Origin of the sequence: Actinomadura rugatobispora (assembly GCF_042656285.1) — a bacterium.
GTDB classification, from domain to species: domain Bacteria; phylum Actinomycetota; class Actinomycetes; order Streptosporangiales; family Streptosporangiaceae; genus Spirillospora; species Spirillospora rugatobispora.
On record NZ_JBHSON010000012.1, the window covers coordinates 176380 to 191520 of the forward strand.

Annotated in this window: 18 protein-coding genes; 13 read left to right on the forward strand and 5 right to left on the reverse strand. The window is 73.7% G+C overall.

Translation table 11 applies throughout. The annotated features are described in order from the left end of the window. The first annotated feature begins 94 nt into the window (after positions 1 to 94). From ACFPZN_RS11480 to hypE, 12 genes are all read left to right on the forward strand, one after another. On the forward strand, positions 95 to 1549 hold the full coding sequence (locus ACFPZN_RS11480) for a hypothetical protein (RefSeq protein ID WP_378281846.1): 1455 nt from the start codon (positions 95 to 97) through the stop codon (positions 1547 to 1549). Continuing rightward, complete coding sequence (locus tag ACFPZN_RS11485; RefSeq protein WP_378281847.1) at positions 1546 to 2130, forward strand: hydrogenase maturation protease; 585 nt, start codon at positions 1546 to 1548, stop codon at positions 2128 to 2130. Before ACFPZN_RS11480 ends, ACFPZN_RS11485 begins: the two co-directional genes overlap by 4 nt. A 1-nt stretch (position 2131) precedes the next feature. Continuing rightward, entirely contained in the window at positions 2132 to 2512 is a 381-nt protein-coding gene (locus ACFPZN_RS11490; RefSeq protein ID WP_378281870.1) for a hydrogenase maturation nickel metallochaperone HypA, read from the forward strand. Then, a complete protein-coding gene (locus ACFPZN_RS11495) occupies positions 2509 to 3588 on the forward strand; it encodes an NADH-quinone oxidoreductase subunit B family protein (RefSeq protein WP_378281848.1) in 1080 nt (359 codons plus the stop codon). The genes ACFPZN_RS11490 and ACFPZN_RS11495 overlap by 4 nt, the downstream gene beginning before the upstream one ends. A gap of 86 nt (positions 3589 to 3674) precedes the next feature. Continuing rightward, on the forward strand, positions 3675 to 5480 hold the full coding sequence (locus ACFPZN_RS11500) for a nickel-dependent hydrogenase large subunit (RefSeq protein ID WP_378281849.1): 1806 nt from the start codon (positions 3675 to 3677) through the stop codon (positions 5478 to 5480). Further along, positions 5473 to 6045: a NifU family protein gene (locus ACFPZN_RS11505; RefSeq protein ID WP_378281850.1), complete on the forward strand. Its 573-nt coding sequence runs from the start codon at positions 5473 to 5475 to the stop codon at positions 6043 to 6045. The genes ACFPZN_RS11500 and ACFPZN_RS11505 overlap by 8 nt, the downstream gene beginning before the upstream one ends. Beyond that, positions 6042 to 6677 (forward strand): DUF5947 family protein, encoded by a 636-nt coding sequence (locus tag ACFPZN_RS11510; RefSeq protein ID WP_378281851.1) that lies wholly within the window; start codon positions 6042 to 6044, stop codon positions 6675 to 6677. Before ACFPZN_RS11505 ends, ACFPZN_RS11510 begins: the two co-directional genes overlap by 4 nt. A gap of 6 nt (positions 6678 to 6683) precedes the next feature. Then, on the forward strand, positions 6684 to 6893 hold the full coding sequence (locus tag ACFPZN_RS11515; protein ID WP_378281852.1) for a hypothetical protein: 210 nt from the start codon (positions 6684 to 6686) through the stop codon (positions 6891 to 6893). A 53-nt stretch (positions 6894 to 6946) separates the two neighbouring features. Beyond that, positions 6947 to 7057 (forward strand): DUF6893 family small protein, encoded by a 111-nt coding sequence (locus tag ACFPZN_RS11520; protein WP_378281853.1) that lies wholly within the window; start codon positions 6947 to 6949, stop codon positions 7055 to 7057. 19 nt (positions 7058 to 7076) lie between these two features. Continuing rightward, complete coding sequence (locus tag ACFPZN_RS11525) at positions 7077 to 7349, forward strand: HypC/HybG/HupF family hydrogenase formation chaperone (RefSeq protein WP_378281854.1); 273 nt, start codon at positions 7077 to 7079, stop codon at positions 7347 to 7349. Between the two features lie 54 nt (positions 7350 to 7403). Continuing rightward, positions 7404 to 8531, forward strand: coding sequence for a hydrogenase formation protein HypD (gene hypD / locus ACFPZN_RS11530; RefSeq protein ID WP_378281855.1), 1128 nt, complete (start codon positions 7404 to 7406; stop codon positions 8529 to 8531). Next, positions 8528 to 9622 (forward strand): hydrogenase expression/formation protein HypE, encoded by a 1095-nt coding sequence (gene hypE / locus ACFPZN_RS11535; protein ID WP_378281856.1) that lies wholly within the window; start codon positions 8528 to 8530, stop codon positions 9620 to 9622. Before hypD ends, hypE begins: the two co-directional genes overlap by 4 nt. A gap of 3 nt (positions 9623 to 9625) precedes the next feature. Here hypE and hypF read toward each other — a convergent pair whose 3' ends face one another. From hypF to ACFPZN_RS11560, 5 genes are read right to left on the reverse strand one after another with little or no spacing between them, the layout of a single operon-like run. Beyond that, positions 9626 to 11893, reverse strand: a complete 2268-nt coding sequence (gene hypF / locus ACFPZN_RS11540) for a carbamoyltransferase HypF (RefSeq protein WP_378281857.1) — start codon at positions 11891 to 11893, stop codon at positions 9626 to 9628. Then, a complete protein-coding gene (locus ACFPZN_RS11545; RefSeq protein ID WP_378281858.1) occupies positions 11890 to 12546 on the reverse strand; it encodes a D-sedoheptulose-7-phosphate isomerase in 657 nt (218 codons plus the stop codon). The genes hypF and ACFPZN_RS11545 overlap by 4 nt, the downstream gene beginning before the upstream one ends. Further along, positions 12543 to 12761, reverse strand: a complete 219-nt coding sequence (locus tag ACFPZN_RS11550; RefSeq protein WP_378281859.1) for a HypC/HybG/HupF family hydrogenase formation chaperone — start codon at positions 12759 to 12761, stop codon at positions 12543 to 12545. The genes ACFPZN_RS11545 and ACFPZN_RS11550 overlap by 4 nt, the downstream gene beginning before the upstream one ends. Beyond that, entirely contained in the window at positions 12758 to 13375 is a 618-nt protein-coding gene (locus ACFPZN_RS11555) for a D-sedoheptulose-7-phosphate isomerase (protein WP_378281860.1), read from the reverse strand. The genes ACFPZN_RS11550 and ACFPZN_RS11555 overlap by 4 nt, the downstream gene beginning before the upstream one ends. A gap of 9 nt (positions 13376 to 13384) precedes the next feature. Next, positions 13385 to 13753: a PadR family transcriptional regulator gene (locus tag ACFPZN_RS11560; RefSeq protein WP_378281861.1), complete on the reverse strand. Its 369-nt coding sequence runs from the start codon at positions 13751 to 13753 to the stop codon at positions 13385 to 13387. 167 nt (positions 13754 to 13920) lie between these two features. Between ACFPZN_RS11560 and ACFPZN_RS11565 the strand changes: the two genes are divergently transcribed. Further along, positions 13921 to 15141 (forward strand): RNA-guided endonuclease InsQ/TnpB family protein (locus ACFPZN_RS11565; RefSeq protein ID WP_378281862.1); only part of this gene is annotated, 1221 nt, incomplete at its 3' end.

A 15141-nucleotide genomic window follows, 5' to 3' on the forward strand; every position in this document is an offset into this window, starting at 1 on the left:
CGCCGTTCCGGCCGTTATACCGGAGAAGGCGACGGGGGGCGGCGCCGTTCTTCTCCCGTGGTGACGGCACCTGACCTGGTACGGGGGGACCTGGATGAAAACGGGCGCGGCCGTCGGCGAGCACGGTTTCGAGACCGTGCGTGCGGTGGCCGACGCGATTCTCTACGAGGGCTATCTGCTTTACCCGTACCGCCGTTCTTCGGGCAAGAACCGGGTCCGCTGGCAGTTCGGGGTGCTGACGCCCCGTTCCTGGGCGGACGCCCACGGCCTGGTCGACACCACGGTGGCCGGGTCCGCGGAATCGTGGTGGCAGCAGACCGAATGCCTGGCCCGCGCCACGGAGGACGCCACGGTCACGTGCCGGCTCCGCTTCCTGCAGTTGCAGCGCAGGACCGTCCACCGGCGCGGACCCGACGGTTCGCACCGCCGGGTCGAGGCGCTCGGCGCGGAACTGCCCTTCGACGAGGCGGTGCCGCGGGAGTTCGATCTGCGGGTGAGGCTCGGCGACCTGCTGGGCTGCGAACGGCTGTTCTCCCTGCGGGCGCCGGGCGGAACCGAATGCGAGGAGATCGCCGGCGACGGCGTCCGGGGGCGGGTGCTGCGCGAACGCTGGCCGGTGTCGGCTACGGTGCGGCTCTCCGCGTTCGCGACCTGCACCGAGTCGCCCGCCGGTGAGCCCGTAGGGTCCGAGCGCGCGTACCGGCTGCGGATCCGGGTGGAGAACGGCGACGGCACCGACCGCTCGGAGGCCACCCGCGACGACGTGCTGCGCTGGTCGCTGCTCGCCTCCCACACGCTCCTCGCCGTCGACCGCGGCTCCTTCCTCTCGCTGCTGGACCCGCCGGAGTGGGCCGGGCGGGCGGCCCGGGGCTGCGCGAACGTCCACACCTTCCCGGTGCTCGCGGGACCCGAGGACCGCAGCGATCTGGTCCTGTCGTCGCCGATCCTGCTCTACGACCGGCCGCGCGTCGCCCCCGAGAGCCCCGGCGACCTGCACGACGCGACCGAGATCGACGAGATCCTCTCGCTGCGCACGCTGACGCTGACCGACGAGGAGAAGCGCGAGGCGCGGGCCACCGACGCCCGGGCCGCCGCCATCATCGACCGGGTCGACGGCATGCCCGCCGAGGTGATGTCCCGCCTGCACGGAGCCGTGCGCTCCCTCGCCCCCGTCTCCGGGGCCGGCCCGGACCCGGCACCGGCGGGCGCAGGGGAGCCGCCCGCTCCCGACACGCCCTGGTGGGACCCGGGCGCGGACGCCTCGGTGTCCCCGGAGACCGACCGGGTCATGGTGGCCGGCGTCGCCGTGTCCAAGGGCAGCCGGGTGCGGCTGCGCCCGCGCCGGCGCGGGACCGACCCGCAGGACGTGTTCCTGGACGGCAGGACCGCGCTGGTCGAGAAGGTGCTCATGGACGTGGACGACGCCTGCCACCTCGCCGTGTCGATCGAGGACGACCCGGCCGCGGAGCTGAACCGCTGGTACGGCCGCTACCGGTACTTCTCCCCGGACGAGATCGTGCCGCTGGCCGGAGGGGCGGGCACCGGATGAGCGGCGGCGGCGCGGGGGCGGCGGGCCGGGTGCTGGTCGCCGGCATCGGCAACGTCTTCCTGGGCGACGACGGCTTCGGCGTCGAGGTCGTGGGCCGCATCGACGTTCCGGCACTGCCCGCGGGCGTCGACGTCGTCGACTACGGCATCCGCGGCGTCCATCTGGCCTACGACCTCCTCGACGGCCGCCACGACACCCTGATCATGGTCGACGCCCTGCCGGTCGACGGCCCGCCGGGCGGGCTGGCCGTCCTGGACGCCGCGGACCCGGACGAGGGCATGGGCGGGGACGCCGTGCTGGGCGCGCCCGCGGTCGACGGCCACGGCATGCACCCGCTGGCCGTGCTCCGGCTCCTGCGCAGGCTGGGCGGGGACGTGGAGCGGGTCCTGGTCGTGGGATGCCGGCCGGCCGTGGTCGAGGAGCGGATGGGGCTCTCCGAACCGGTGCGCGCCGTGCTGGACGAGGCCGTCCGGCTGGTGACGGCGCTCGCCCGCGACGAGGCCGCCCGATCCGAGGCCGGACGACGTGGAACCGGACGAGCTGATACCGGACGAGCTGATACGGAGCGAACCTGTGCATGAGATGGGATTGTGCGACGCGATCGTCAAGGCCGCCCGGTCACGGGCCCGGGGCCGCCGGGTGAGCGAGGTGAAGGTCCGCGTGGGCGGGCACCCGGTCGATCCGGAGGTCGTCGACCAGGGCTTCCGCCTCGCCGCCGCCGGCACCGAACTGGAGGGCGCGGGCCTGGACCTGGTCATGGAGCCGCTGTCGGTGCACTGCCGGGGCTGCGGCGGCTCGACGCCGGTCGAGTCCGCCCGGACCCTGGCGGCGTGCCCGCGCTGCGGCGGGGTGGACGTGGAGGCGTGCGGCCGGGACGACGTCGTCCTGGAGTCCATCACGGTCGACCCGGAAGCCGAGGCCGGAGCGGAAGCGGCGGCCGGCGCGCGGGGAGGCGCCCGATGACCGCCATGGACCCGGGGACGATGGAGGCGCGGCGCGGCGCGGAGCCGGGCGGCGGATTCGACGAGATCCACGTGCTGTGGATCTCCGAGGGGATGAGCTGCGACGGCGACACCGTGTCGGTGACCGCCGCGTCGCAGCCGGCGATCGAGGACGTGGTGACCGGCGTGGTGCCGGGACTGCCGAAGGTGCACCTGCACAACAAGGTGCTGTCCCCGACGGTCGGCGGCGAGGAGTTCCTGGCGCCGTTCCGGGCCGCCGCGCGGGGCGACCTGGCGCCGTTCATCTTCGTCCTGGAGGGCTCGGTCCCCAACGAGAAGATCAACGGGGACGGCTACTGGACCTCGTTCGGCAACGACCCCGACACCGGCGAGCCGATGACCCTGAACCGGTGGATCGACATGCTGGCGCCGCGCGCGTGGGCGACCGTCGCCGTGGGCACGTGCGCCACCTACGGCGGCATCCACGCGATGGCGGGCAACCCCACCGGCTGCATGGGCCTGGTCGACTACCTGGGCTGGGACTACCGGTCGACCGGGGGGCTGCCGATCGTCAACATCCCCGGCTGCCCGGTCCAGCCCGACAACTTCATGGAGACCCTGACCTGGGTGCTCTACCACGCCGCCGGCGCCGCGCCGCCGCCCCCGCTGGACGAGATGCTGCGGCCCCAGTGGCTGTTCGGCAAGACCGTGCACGAGGGCTGCGACCGGGGCTCGTACTACGAGCAGGCCGACTTCGCCGGGGACTACAACTCGCCGAAGTGCCAGGTGAAGATCGGCTGCTGGGGGCCGGTGGTGAACTGCAACGTCCCCAAGCGCGGCTGGATGGGCGGCATCGGGGGGTGCCCGAACGTGGGCGGCATCTGCATCGCGTGCACCATGCCGGGGTTCCCGGACAAGTTCATGCCCTTCATGGACATGCCGCCGGGCGGCCACCTCTCCTCGATGATGATCAAGCCGTACGGGGCGTTCGTCCGCCGGCTGCGCGGCCTCACCAACCGGACCGCCAACCGGGAGCCCCGCTGGCGCCACAACCGGGAGGCGCTGACCAGCGGCTTCGATCCGCGGTGGCGCCCGTAGCGACAGAGCGCGCCGCGGCCCGCGGCCCGCGGCGGACGGCACCCGCCCGCACCTGACGGCAGCAGTGAACGAGAGGACACGACGCAATGGCGCACACCGCGCACCCGGAGACGGCCGGGGCGGCGACCGGGGCCCCGGGACAGCTCGTCGAGATGTCCTGGGATCCGATCACCCGGATCATCGGCAACCTGGGCATCTACACGAAGATCGACTTCGCGAACCGGCGGGTGGCCGAGTGCCACAGCACGTCCTCGCTGTTCCGCGGCTACTCGGTGTTCATGAAGGGCAAGGACCCGCGGGACGCCGGGTTCATCACCAGCCGCATCTGCGGCATCTGCGGCGACAACCACACGACCTGCTCGGCGTACGCCCAGAACATGGCCTACGGCATCAAGACGCCGCCGCTGGGCGAGTGGATCCTCAACCTCGGCGAGGCCGCCGAGTACATGTTCGACCACACGATCTTCCAGGACAACCTCGTCTTCGTCGACTTCTGCGAGGCGATGGTCAAGGACACCAACCCGAGCGTGCTGAAGCGGGCCCGGACGACCGAGGCGCCGGGCGCCGCGATCCACGGCTTCCGGACGATCGCCGACATCATGGAGGCGTTCAACCCGTTCGAGGGGTCGGTCTACAAGGAGGCGCTGAAGGTCAGCCGCGTCACCCGGGAGATGTTCTGCCTGATGGAGGGGCGGCACGTGCACCCCTCCACCGTCTATCCGGGCGGCGTGGGCACGATGCCGGAGCCGTCGCTGTTCACCGACTACCTGAGCCGGCTGCTGAGCGTCATCGACTTCGTGAAGCGGGCCGTCGCGATGAACGACGACGTCTTCGACTTCTTCTACGAGGCGCTGCCCGGGTACGAGGAGGTCGGCCGCCGCCGCGTCCTGCTCGGCTGCTGGGGCGCGTTCCAGAACCCCGACGTCGTCGACTACCGGTACGAGACGATGAATCACTGGGGCAAGGCGATGTACGTCACCCCGGGCATCGTGGTGGACGGGCGGCTACTCACCACCGACCTGGTCGACATCAACCTCGGCATCCGCATCCTGCTGGGCAGCTCGTACTACGACGACTGGGCGGGCGAGGAGCCGTTCGTCACCCACGACCCGCTCGGCAATCCGGTCGACATGCGGCACCCGTGGAACCAGACGACGCTGCCGGCGCCGCAGAAGCGCGACTTCGAGGACAAGTACAGCTGGGTGATGAGCCCGCGCTGGTACGACAAGAACTCCGGGGAGCACCTGGCGCTGGACACCGGCGGCGGGCCGTACGCCCGGCTGTACACCACGGCGCTGGCCGGGCTGGTGGACACGCCGTACGTGAAGGCCACCGGGCAGACCGTCCAGATCTCCCTGCCCAGGGGCGACCGGCTGCCCGAGACGACGCTGGAGTGGCGGATCCCGCAGTGGTCGAACGCCATCGAGCGCAACCGGGCGCGGGTCTACTTCGTGGCGTACGCGGCGGCGATGTCGCTGCACTTCGTCGAGCGGGCGATGGAACGGGTCCGCGCCGGGGACACCAAGGTCTTCCAGGACTTCGAGGTGCCCGACGAGGCGATCGGCTGCGGCTTCCACGAGGCGGTGCGGGGCGTGCTGTCGCACCATCTCGTCATCCGCGACGGCAAGATCGCCAACTACCACCCGTACCCGCCGACGCCCTGGAACGGCAGCCCGCGCGACAGCTACGGCACGCCCGGCCCGTACGAGGACGCCGTCCAGGACATGCCCATCTTCGAGGAGAACGGCCCGGAGAACTTCCGGGGCGTCGACATCATGCGCGCGGTGCGCAGCTTCGACCCCTGCCTGCCGTGCGGGGTGCACATGTACCTCGGCAAGGGCCGCACGCTCGAGAAGGTCCATTCGCCGATGTTCGGTGCCACCCATGGGTGAGCGGCTCGGCGAGGGCGCGCTGGCCGAGCGGCTCGGCCGGATCGATGAGCTGCTCGGCACGCTGGAGCAGGCGCCGGGGCCGACCGCCGAGGGCGCGCTCGACGCCGTGGCCCTGCTCGCCGAGGTGTACGGCGAGGCGCTGGCGCGCGTGATGGACCGCGCGGCCGGTGACGCCCGGCTCGCCGCGGCCCTGATGGACGACGACCTGCTCGGCCATCTGCTGGCGCTGCACGACGTCCACCCCGCGCCGACGGAGGAGCGGGTGAGCCGCGCCCTGGAGGGCGTCCGGCCCTACCTGCGCTCGCAGGGCCGGGACGTCGAGCTGGCCGGCATCGACGGGGACGTCGCCCGCGTCCGGCTGACCGGGGGCTCGGGCGGGTGCGGGAGCACGGCCGGCATGGCCGAGCAGGCCGTGCGGGACGCCGTGCTCGCCGTCGCCCCCGAGCTGTCCGCCGTGGAGCCCGAGGGAGGGGAGGCGGCCGCGCGGCCGGCGACGTTCATCCCGGTCGACGCGCTGCTGCGGCACGGCGCCCCGCCCGCGTCCCAGGTGGGGAAGGCCCCATGACCACCGCGCCGCGGATCGCGCGACCCCGGCCCGCCTCCTCGGCGGCGCTCGGACGGGTCCTCGGGCGCGCGGCGACGCTCCGCCGCGACCCCGCCGAGAAGTGCGACCTGTGCGCGAACCCGGTCGCGGACGGGCACGCCCACGTCCTGGACGAGCGGCGCGACGAACTGCTGTGCGCCTGCCGCGCCTGCGCGCTCCTCTTCGAACGGGACGCGGCGGGCCGCGGGCACTACCGGCTGGTGCCCCGCCGCCGCGTCCGGCTGGACGGCGTCCCGTCCGCCGACCTGGGCGTCCCCGTCGGGCTGGCGTTCTTCGTCCGCGAGCCGGACGGCGGCGTGGCCGCCCGCTGCCCCAGCCCGGCCGGCGCCACCCGCTGGGAGGTCGACCCGCCGGTGTGGGCGGCGGCCGAGGCGCGCTGCGAGGCGCTGCGGACCATGCTGCCCGGCGTGGAGGCGCTGCTGGTCAACACCGCCCGAGGGGCGGACGAGCAGTGGCTGGTCCCCGTCGACGACTGCCACCGGCTGGTGGCCGCCGTCCGGCGGTCGTGGAAGGGCCTGTCCGGCGGCCTGGAGGTGTGGCCGGAGATCGAGCGTTTCTTCGCGGAACTGGCGACGAACCCGGAAGGGAAGTGAACGACCATGGCCGAGATCAAGGTGGGCAAGCCCGACGTCGCGCCGGACACCCCGTCGCACACCAAGGGCGTCCGGCAGGGGAACGAGCCGGGCGCCTACGAGAAGCAGTCGGGGCACCACGAGGACCACACCGCCGACGCGCGGCGCTCCACCGGGGTGAACCCGAAGGCGCACGACCCGATCGCGCCCGACATGCCGAACCTGCCGCCCGGATGAGCGGCCGCTGCCCGACGCGGGGCCGGAGAACAGCGACGAAGGAGACGACGGACATGCGACGACCGCTGACCGTCCTGGGCGTGGTGGCCGGGGCCGCGGTGCTGGTGGCGCTGTGGCGGGAGTATCCGGCCATGGCCCGCTACATCAAGATGGAGCGGATGTGAACGAGGGGCGGCGCCGCTGATGTGCCTCGCCATCCCCGGTGAGATCGTCGCGATCGCGGCGGACGGCGGCGACCTGGCCACGGTCGAGGTCGCCGGCGTCCGCCGCGCCGTCAACGTGGGCCTGCTCGGCGCCGACCGGGTCGCCCCGGGCGACTGGGTCCTCGTGCACGTCGGCTTCGCCATGTCGAAGATCGACGAGGCGGAGGCCGCGGCCACGCTGGAACTGCTGCGCGGGCTCGGCGAGGCCTACACCGACGAGCTGGACGCCCTGTCCGGATCCGACATCACCTGAACACTGATCGGACGACGCTCCCGAGACCGAAGACCTGAAAGGCGGCTGACCGTCATGCGGTTCGTCGACGAGTTCCGCGACGCCGGGCAGGCCCAGGCCCTGTCCGCGCGGATCGCCGGCCTGTGCGAGCCGGGCCGGCACTACACGTTCATGGAGGTGTGCGGGGGCCACACGCACACCATCTACAAGCACGGCCTGGAGGACCACCTGCCCGAGACCGTCAGGCTGGTGCACGGGCCCGGGTGCCCGGTGTGCGTGATCCCGATGGGGCGGGTGGACGACGCCATCGCGATCGCCCGCCGCCCGGAGGTCATCATGACCTCGTTCGGGGACATGATGCGGGTGCCCGGCGGCCAGGGCTCGTTCTACGACGCCAAGGCCGAGGGCGCGGACATCCGGATGGTCTACTCGCCGCTGGACGCCCTCAAGATCGCCCGGGAGAACCCGGACCGGAAGGTCGTGTTCATGGCGATCGGGTTCGAGACCACGGCGCCGTCCACGGCGATGACCGTGCTGCGGGCGGCGGCGGAGGGCGTGGCCAACTTCTCCGTCTTCTGCAACCACGTGACGATCATCCCGGCGATCAAGGCGATCCTGGACTCGCCCGACCTGCGGCTCGACGGCTTCCTCGGCCCGGGGCACGTCTCCACCGTGATCGGCTGCCGCCCGTACGAGTTCATCCCCGCCGTGTACGGCCGGCCGCTGGTGTGCGCGGGCTTCGAGCCGGCGGACATCCTGCGGTCGGTGCACATGCTGCTCCAGCAGCTCGCCGACGGCCGCGCCGAGGTGGAGAACCAGTACACGCGGGTCGTCCAGTGGAACGGCAACCGGCGCGCCCTGGACGCGATCTCCCGGGTCATGGAGCTGCGGCCGTACTTCGAGTGGCGCGGCCTCGGGTTCATCTCCCAGTCGGCGCTGCGGCTGCGCGAGGAGTTCGCCGCCCACGACGCGGAGCGGATCTTCGAGGTGCCCGGGGTGCGGGTGGCCGATCCCAAGGCGTGCCAGTGCGGCGAGGTGCTCAAGGGCGTGCTCCGGCCCTGGGAGTGCAAGGTCTTCGGCACCGCCTGCACGCCCGAGACCCCGATCGGCACCTGCATGGTGTCGTCGGAGGGGGCGTGCGCCGCGTACTACAACTTCGGCCGGTTCACGCGGCAGCGCGTGCAGGAGGCGATCCGCGCATGACCACCCGGCACATCCGCGAGGAAGAGGTCCTGGAGCGGATCGAGCGGGCGCGCCGGCGCAAGCCCAGGGTGCGGGAGGAGCGGATCACCCTCGCCCACGGCGCGGGCGGCAAGGCGACCCAGACGCTGGTCGAGGCGCTGTTCGTGGAGGCGTTCCGCAATCCGGCGCTGGAGGCGCTGGACGACGGCGCGGTCCTCGGCGTGGACGGCGCCCGGGTGGTGTTCACCACCGACACCTACGTGGTCTCGCCGCTGTTCTTCCCCGGCGGCGACATCGGCGACCTGGCGGTCAACGGCACCGTCAACGACCTGGCCGTGAGCGGGTCCCGGCCGCTGTACCTGTCGGCGGGGTTCGTCCTGGAGGAGGGCTTCCCCGTCGCCGACCTGCGGCGGATCACGGCCTCGATGGCGGAGGCCGCCGCGCGGGCGGGCGTCGCCGTGGTCACCGGGGACACCAAGGTCGTCGAACGCGGCAAGGCCGACGGCTGCTACGTCAACACCTCCGGCATCGGGGTGCTCGACCGCGCCGGGGACGCCCCGGCCCTGGGGCCGGGGTCGGTGCGGCCGGGTGACGCGGTGCTGGTGTCCGGTCCGATCGGCGAGCACGGCGTCACGATCATGCTGGCCCGGGGCGAGCTCGACATCCAGGCCGACGTCACCTCCGACACCGCCCCGCTGAACGGTCTCACCGCCGCGCTCCTCGACGCGGTCCCCGGTGGCGTGCGGATGATGCGGGACGCCACCCGAGGAGGCGTGGCGACCGTGCTGAACGAGGTGGCGCGGGCCGCCGGGCGCACGGTCGTGCTGCGGGAGGCGGCCGTGCCGGTGCGCGCCCCGGTCGGCGGGGCCTGCGAGCTGCTGGGCATCGACCCGCTGTACGTGGCGTGCGAGGGGCGGTTCGTCGCCGTCGTCGACGGCGGCCGGGCGGAGGCGGCGCTGGACGCGCTGCGCGGCCACCCGCTGGGGGAGGGCGCCGCCGTGGTGGGGGCGGTCGACGACGACCCGTCCGGGCTGGTGCTGCTCAAGACCGCCTTCGGTGGCACGCGGATCGTCGACACGCTGGTGGGCGACCCGCTGCCGCGCATCTGCTGACGGTCACGCCCCGGCCCGGTCGCGGGCCGCGGCGATCACCGCCTGGCCCAGGGAGATGCCGCCGTCGTTGGCCGGGACGCGGGCGTGGACCAGGACCCGGAAGCCGCCGTCCTCCAGCCCGGCCACGACCCGTTCCAGCAGCAGCATGTTCTGGAAGACGCCGCCCGACAGCGCCACCGTCTCCAGCCCGGAACGCTCGCGCAGCGTCCGCGCCGTCTCCACGACCGAGCGCGCCAGGCCGTTGTGGAAGCGCGCGGAGACCACACCCGCTCCGGCGCCCGCGCGGACGTCGTCGACCGCGCCGCGCACGAGGTCGGTGCCCTTGAGCACCAGCGTCGCGCCGCCGGTCACCGTCACCGGGTAGGCGCCGCGCTCGCCGGGGTCGGCGCGCTGCTCCAGCTCGATCGCGGCCTGGCCCTCGTAGCCGGCCCGGTCGCGCACGCCGGCGATCGCCGCGACCGCGTCGAACAGCCGTCCCGCGCTGGAGGTCGCCGGCGCGTTCACGCCGGAGCGCGCCATCGCCACCACGGCGGGCCACCGCTCGCGGTTGCGCCGCACAACCTCCAGCTCAGGACGGTCATCGCCGTAGGCCGCGTCGAGGTAGGCCGCCGCCATCCGCCACGGCTCGCGGACCGCCGCGGCCCCGCCCGGCATCGGCACCGCCTCCAGATGCCCGGCGCGCCGGTAACCGGCCAGGTCCGCGATCAGGAACTCGCCGCCCCACAGCGTCCCGTCGTCCCCGTACCCCAGCCCGTCGAACGCGACGCCGATCACGGGCCCGGCCTCCCCGTTGTCGGCCAGGCACGCCGCGATGTGCGCGTGGTGGTGCTGGACGCCGAGCAGCTCGGCGTCCTCCCGCTCCAGCGCGTACTTCGTGGACAGGTACTCCGGGTGCAGGTCGTGGACGACGACCTCCGGCCGGACGCCGAACAGCCCGCAGAAGTGCTCGATCCCCGCGGTGTACGAGCGCAGCGTCTCGTGGTTCTCCAGGTCCCCGATGTGATGGGACGGGAAGGCGCGGTTCCCCTTGGCGACGCAGAAGGTGTTCTTCAGCTCGCCGCCGCAGGCCAGGACGGGTCTCGGGAACTCCCAGGGCACCCGTACCGGCGACGGGACGAGCCCGCGGGAGCGCCGCAGCGGGTACGGGCGGCCGCGGAAGGCGCGCACGACCGAGTCGTCGGTCCGGATGTGGATCGGCCGATCGTGCGTCAGGAACGCGTCGGCGATGCCCGAGAGCCGTTCCAGGGCGTCCTCGTCCCGGTGGACGATCGGCTCGTCGGACACGTTGCCGCTGGTCAGCACGATGGGCCCGCCGAGTTCGGCCAGCAGGAGGTGGTGCAGCGGGGTGTAGGGCAGCAGCACGCCCAGTTCGCGGTTACCGGGAGCCACGGCGGCCGCGACCGGCGCGCCCGCGCGGCGGGGGAGCAGCACGATCGGCCGGGACGGGGCGGTCAGCAGGGCGGCCCCGGCGGCGTCCGGCCGGACCAGTTCCCGCGCGCCCGCCAGGTCGGCGGCCATGACGGCGAACGGCTTCTCCTCGCGGTGCTTGCGCGCCCGCAGCGCGGCCACGGCGCGCTCGTCGCAGGCGACCGCCGCGAGGTGGTAGCCGCCGAGGCCCTTCACCGCCACGATCGCGCCGTCGCGCAGCAGGCCCGCCGCCGCACCCACTGCCTCCTCCACGATCGCCGCGCCGCCCGGCCGGAGGAGTCTCAGCGCCGGGCCGCACGCGGGGCAGCACACCGGCTGGGCGTGGAAGCGCCGGTCGGCGGGATCCCCGTACTCGCCCGCGCACGCGGCGCACATCGCGAAACCGGCCATCGTGGTGGCGGGGCGGTCGTACGGGACCGCCTTGACGATCGTGAACCGTGGCCCGCACTGCGTGCAGTTGGTGAACGCGTGGCGGTGCCGCCGCCCGCCGGGGTCCGCGAGCTCGTCGAGGCAGTCCGCGCAGGTCGCGGTGTCGGGGGACACGAGCGCGGCGGGCGGGGCGGCGCCGTCGCTCGGCACGATCCGGAACCCCGGCTCGCCCAGCGGCGGCCGCGGCTCGGCCGTGACGCGCTCCACCACGGCCAGCGCCGGAGCCCGCCCGCCGAGGTCGTCCACGAACCGGGCCAGCGCCGACGGATCCCCCTCGGCCTCGGCGAACACGCCCTCGGAGTCGTTGCCCACGAACCCCGACAGCCCGTACCGCCCGGCCAGTTCGTGCACGAACGGGCGAAAGCCGACCCCCTGCACGACGCCCTCGACCCGGACCCGGATCCGGCCGGTCACAGCCGGTCGTCCAGCGCCTGGTGCGTGAGTTCCCACAGGACGTGGTACGCGGTCGTCTGCGCCTCCTGGATGCGGTGCACCGAGGACGACGGCACCACGAACAGGTGGTCGACCGTGCCCGCCTCCGCCATCGCGCCGCCGCCGTACCCGGCGAACCCGACCGTGACCATGCCGCGCCGGGACGCCTCGTCGAAGGCGCGCAGGACGTTGGCCGATCCGCCGCTGGTGGAGAGGCCGACCGCGACGTCGCCCCGGCGCCCGAACGCCGCGAGCTGCCGGGCGAACACCACCTCGAACCCCACGTCGTTGGACAGCGCCGTGAGCGCGGCGACGTCACCGGTCAGCGAGAAGGCGGGCAGGGGCCGCCCCTGGGGCGGGTGCAGGAACATCTGGGCCAGATCCTGGGCGTCGGTGCAGCTGCCGCCGTTCCCGAAGGCGAACAGCCGCCCGCCGTCGAGGAAGGCCCCGGCCATCCGCCGGGCGCACGCGACCAGCCCGTCGCCCAGCAGGTCGGCGAGGCTCTGGCGCAGGGCCACGATCTCCGCGGCCTTCCGCACCGTCGAGGCGCGCACCTCGTCGAGCACCGCCGCGGCCTCCGCGCCGCCCTCGTACAGGAAGGGGTAGAGCGCCTCCACGCCGCCGCCCGCGCTCATCGCGCACCGTCCGGGATGACCGCGATGGCCTCCTTGGCGTGGACGAGCACGTCGTCCCCGACCCGCGCGTCGACCAGCGCGACGCTGACCTCCTCGGGCCCGGCCTCGGTCTCGACGATCGCGAGCCCGTCGGGCAGCAGCTCCCTCACCCGCACCCGGACGGCGGAGTCCGAACAGGTGACGCAGACCTCGCCATGGCAGTCGGGCACGCTCATCCCACGCCCTCCTTCTCCAGCAGTCCGGGCCTTTCGAGGAACACGTGAACCAGCTCCCACAGCACGTGGTACACGGTCACGTGCATCTCCTTGACCAGGAGGGGGTCGCCGGCACGGGCCGTCAGCAGGTGGTCCACCGCGGGGTTCCGGGCGAGGAAGCCGCCGCCCTCGCCGGTCAGGGCGACCGTGAGCAGGCCCATCCCGTGCGCCGTCTCCAGCGCTCCCCGCACGTTGCCGCACCGGCCGCCGGGGGAGAGGCCGAGCGCGATGTCCTCGGGCGCCGCGAGCGCGCGCAGCTGGGCGGCGAACATCTCCTCCACCCCGTCGGCCGCGGCGATCCCGGTCAGCGTGGCGACGTCCCCGGTCAGGGCGAGCGCGGGCAGCGCCCGCTTGCCCACGATCACCGGGTGCACGAACTCCACGGCCACGTGCTGGGCGTCGGCGCAGGCCCCGCCGTTGCCGAAGACGATCAGCCGGCCGCCGCGGTGGAACCGGACGGCCATGGCGCGGCAGGCGCGGGCGATCCGGTCGGCCTCGCCCGCGAGCGCGCGGCCCGGCTCCAGCCGCCGGTCGAACGCCCGCCGGACCGCCTCCCTCGCCCGCGCCGTCTCCATGGGGCCGCCTCAGGACCAGGACGCCGCGCGCCCGGCGTCGGCGGCGCCGCGGGAGGCCGCGGCCCAGCGGTCGAGGAAGGCGGCGATCACCTGCCCGAGGTGGGCCAGCCTCGGCGTCCACGTGCCGAGGTGCTCCACGCCCCTGGGCGTCAGCTCGTACCTCCGGCGGGCCGGTCCCGTCTCGGACGGCACCCACGAGGAGACCACGAGCCCTTCGCGTTCCAGGTTGCGCAGCACCCGGTAGGCGTGCCCCGGCTCGACGTCGGAGACCCCCGAGCCGCCGAGGCGGCCGATGAGGTCGTACCCGTGGCCGGGACGCTCGTAGAGCAGCAGGAGCAGGTACGGGTGGAGCAGGCTGCGAGCGTCGCATCCGTTCATCAAGGGACCTCCGAGGAGTTCCCGGCCTTGAGGCCGGGGAGAAATCGGACTCCTGCGGAGCAGGGCAGGGAAAGCAGATTCGCCCCCTGCGGGCGAATGCCGGTTGACCAGGCGCGATCCAGTACGTTTTCGCCCGTGTGTTCGAGCGTGCACGCTGGGCTCGCCTCGTGCCGCGTTACCGCCTGGTCCCCGCGCTCGAGCAGGAGCAAGTCCTGCTCTCGCATTGCGCGCACGCCCGGTACGCGTGGAACCTGGCCGTCGAGCAACACAGCTTCTGGTCCCGGCGCCGGGGCGGGGCGCCCGGTTACAACGAGCAGTCCCGGCAGCCCACGCAGGCCCGTGCCGAGTTCGGGTGGTTGCGGGCGGGGTCGCAGACGGTGCAGCAGCAGGCGCTGCGTGATTTTGCGCAGGCGATGAGCAACTTCTTCGCCGGTACCCACCGCCGTCCCACCTGGCGCAAGCAGGGGGTGCATGAGGGGTTCCGGCAGGTGGGCGTCAAGCCGCATCAGGTCGTGCGGTTGTCGCGCAGGTGGGGTGCGGTGCTGGTGCCCAAGTGCGGGTGGGTGAGGTTCCGTCTGTCGCGGCCGGTGCCGGAGGGTGTGAGGTCCTATCGGGTGACGCGTGATCGGGCCGGGCGCTGGCATGTGGCGTTCGCGCACGTCCCGCCCTCGGTCCCCGGCCCCGGTGACGGGAGCGTGGTCGGAGTGGACCGTGGCGTCACCGTCAGCGCCGCCCTCTCGACCGGGGACCTGCTGAAGGTCCCCGGCCTCACCCCGGGGGAGACGCGGCGCCTGGAGCTGCTGGCGCGCAAGCTGGGGCGCGCCCGGCGCGGCTCCGGCCGCCGGGCCAGGCTCAAGGCCGCACTCGCCCGGCTCAAGGCCCGCCAGAGCGATCGCCGCAAGAACTGGGTGGAGCAGACCTCCACCGCGCTGGCGCGCGGGTTCGATGTGATCGGTGTCGAGGACCTCAACGTCCGGGGCATGACCCGCTCGGCGAAGGGCACCGTCGAGCGGCCGGGACGCAATGTCGCCGCCAAGGCGGGCCTGAACCGGGGCATCCTGGCCGGCGGATGGGCCGTGCTGGTCGAGCGGCTGGAGCATAAGGCGCCCGGCCGTGTGCACAGGATCGATCCCGCGGGCACCTCGCAGCGCTGCTCGGCGTGCAGGATCAGGGACCCGAAGGCGCGTGAGAGCCAAGCGCGTTTCCGGTGCCGGTCCTGCGGTTTCGCCTGCAACGCCGACGTGAACGCGGCACGCGACATCGCCCACGAGACCAGACTCGTGATCGCGCGCGAGCTCGGGCTCGTGTGCACGGCGGCCGGACCGGCCGTCGCTGCGCGGGGACGCTCCGGGTTGCCGGGGCGGACGAACCGCGAACCTCAACCTGTT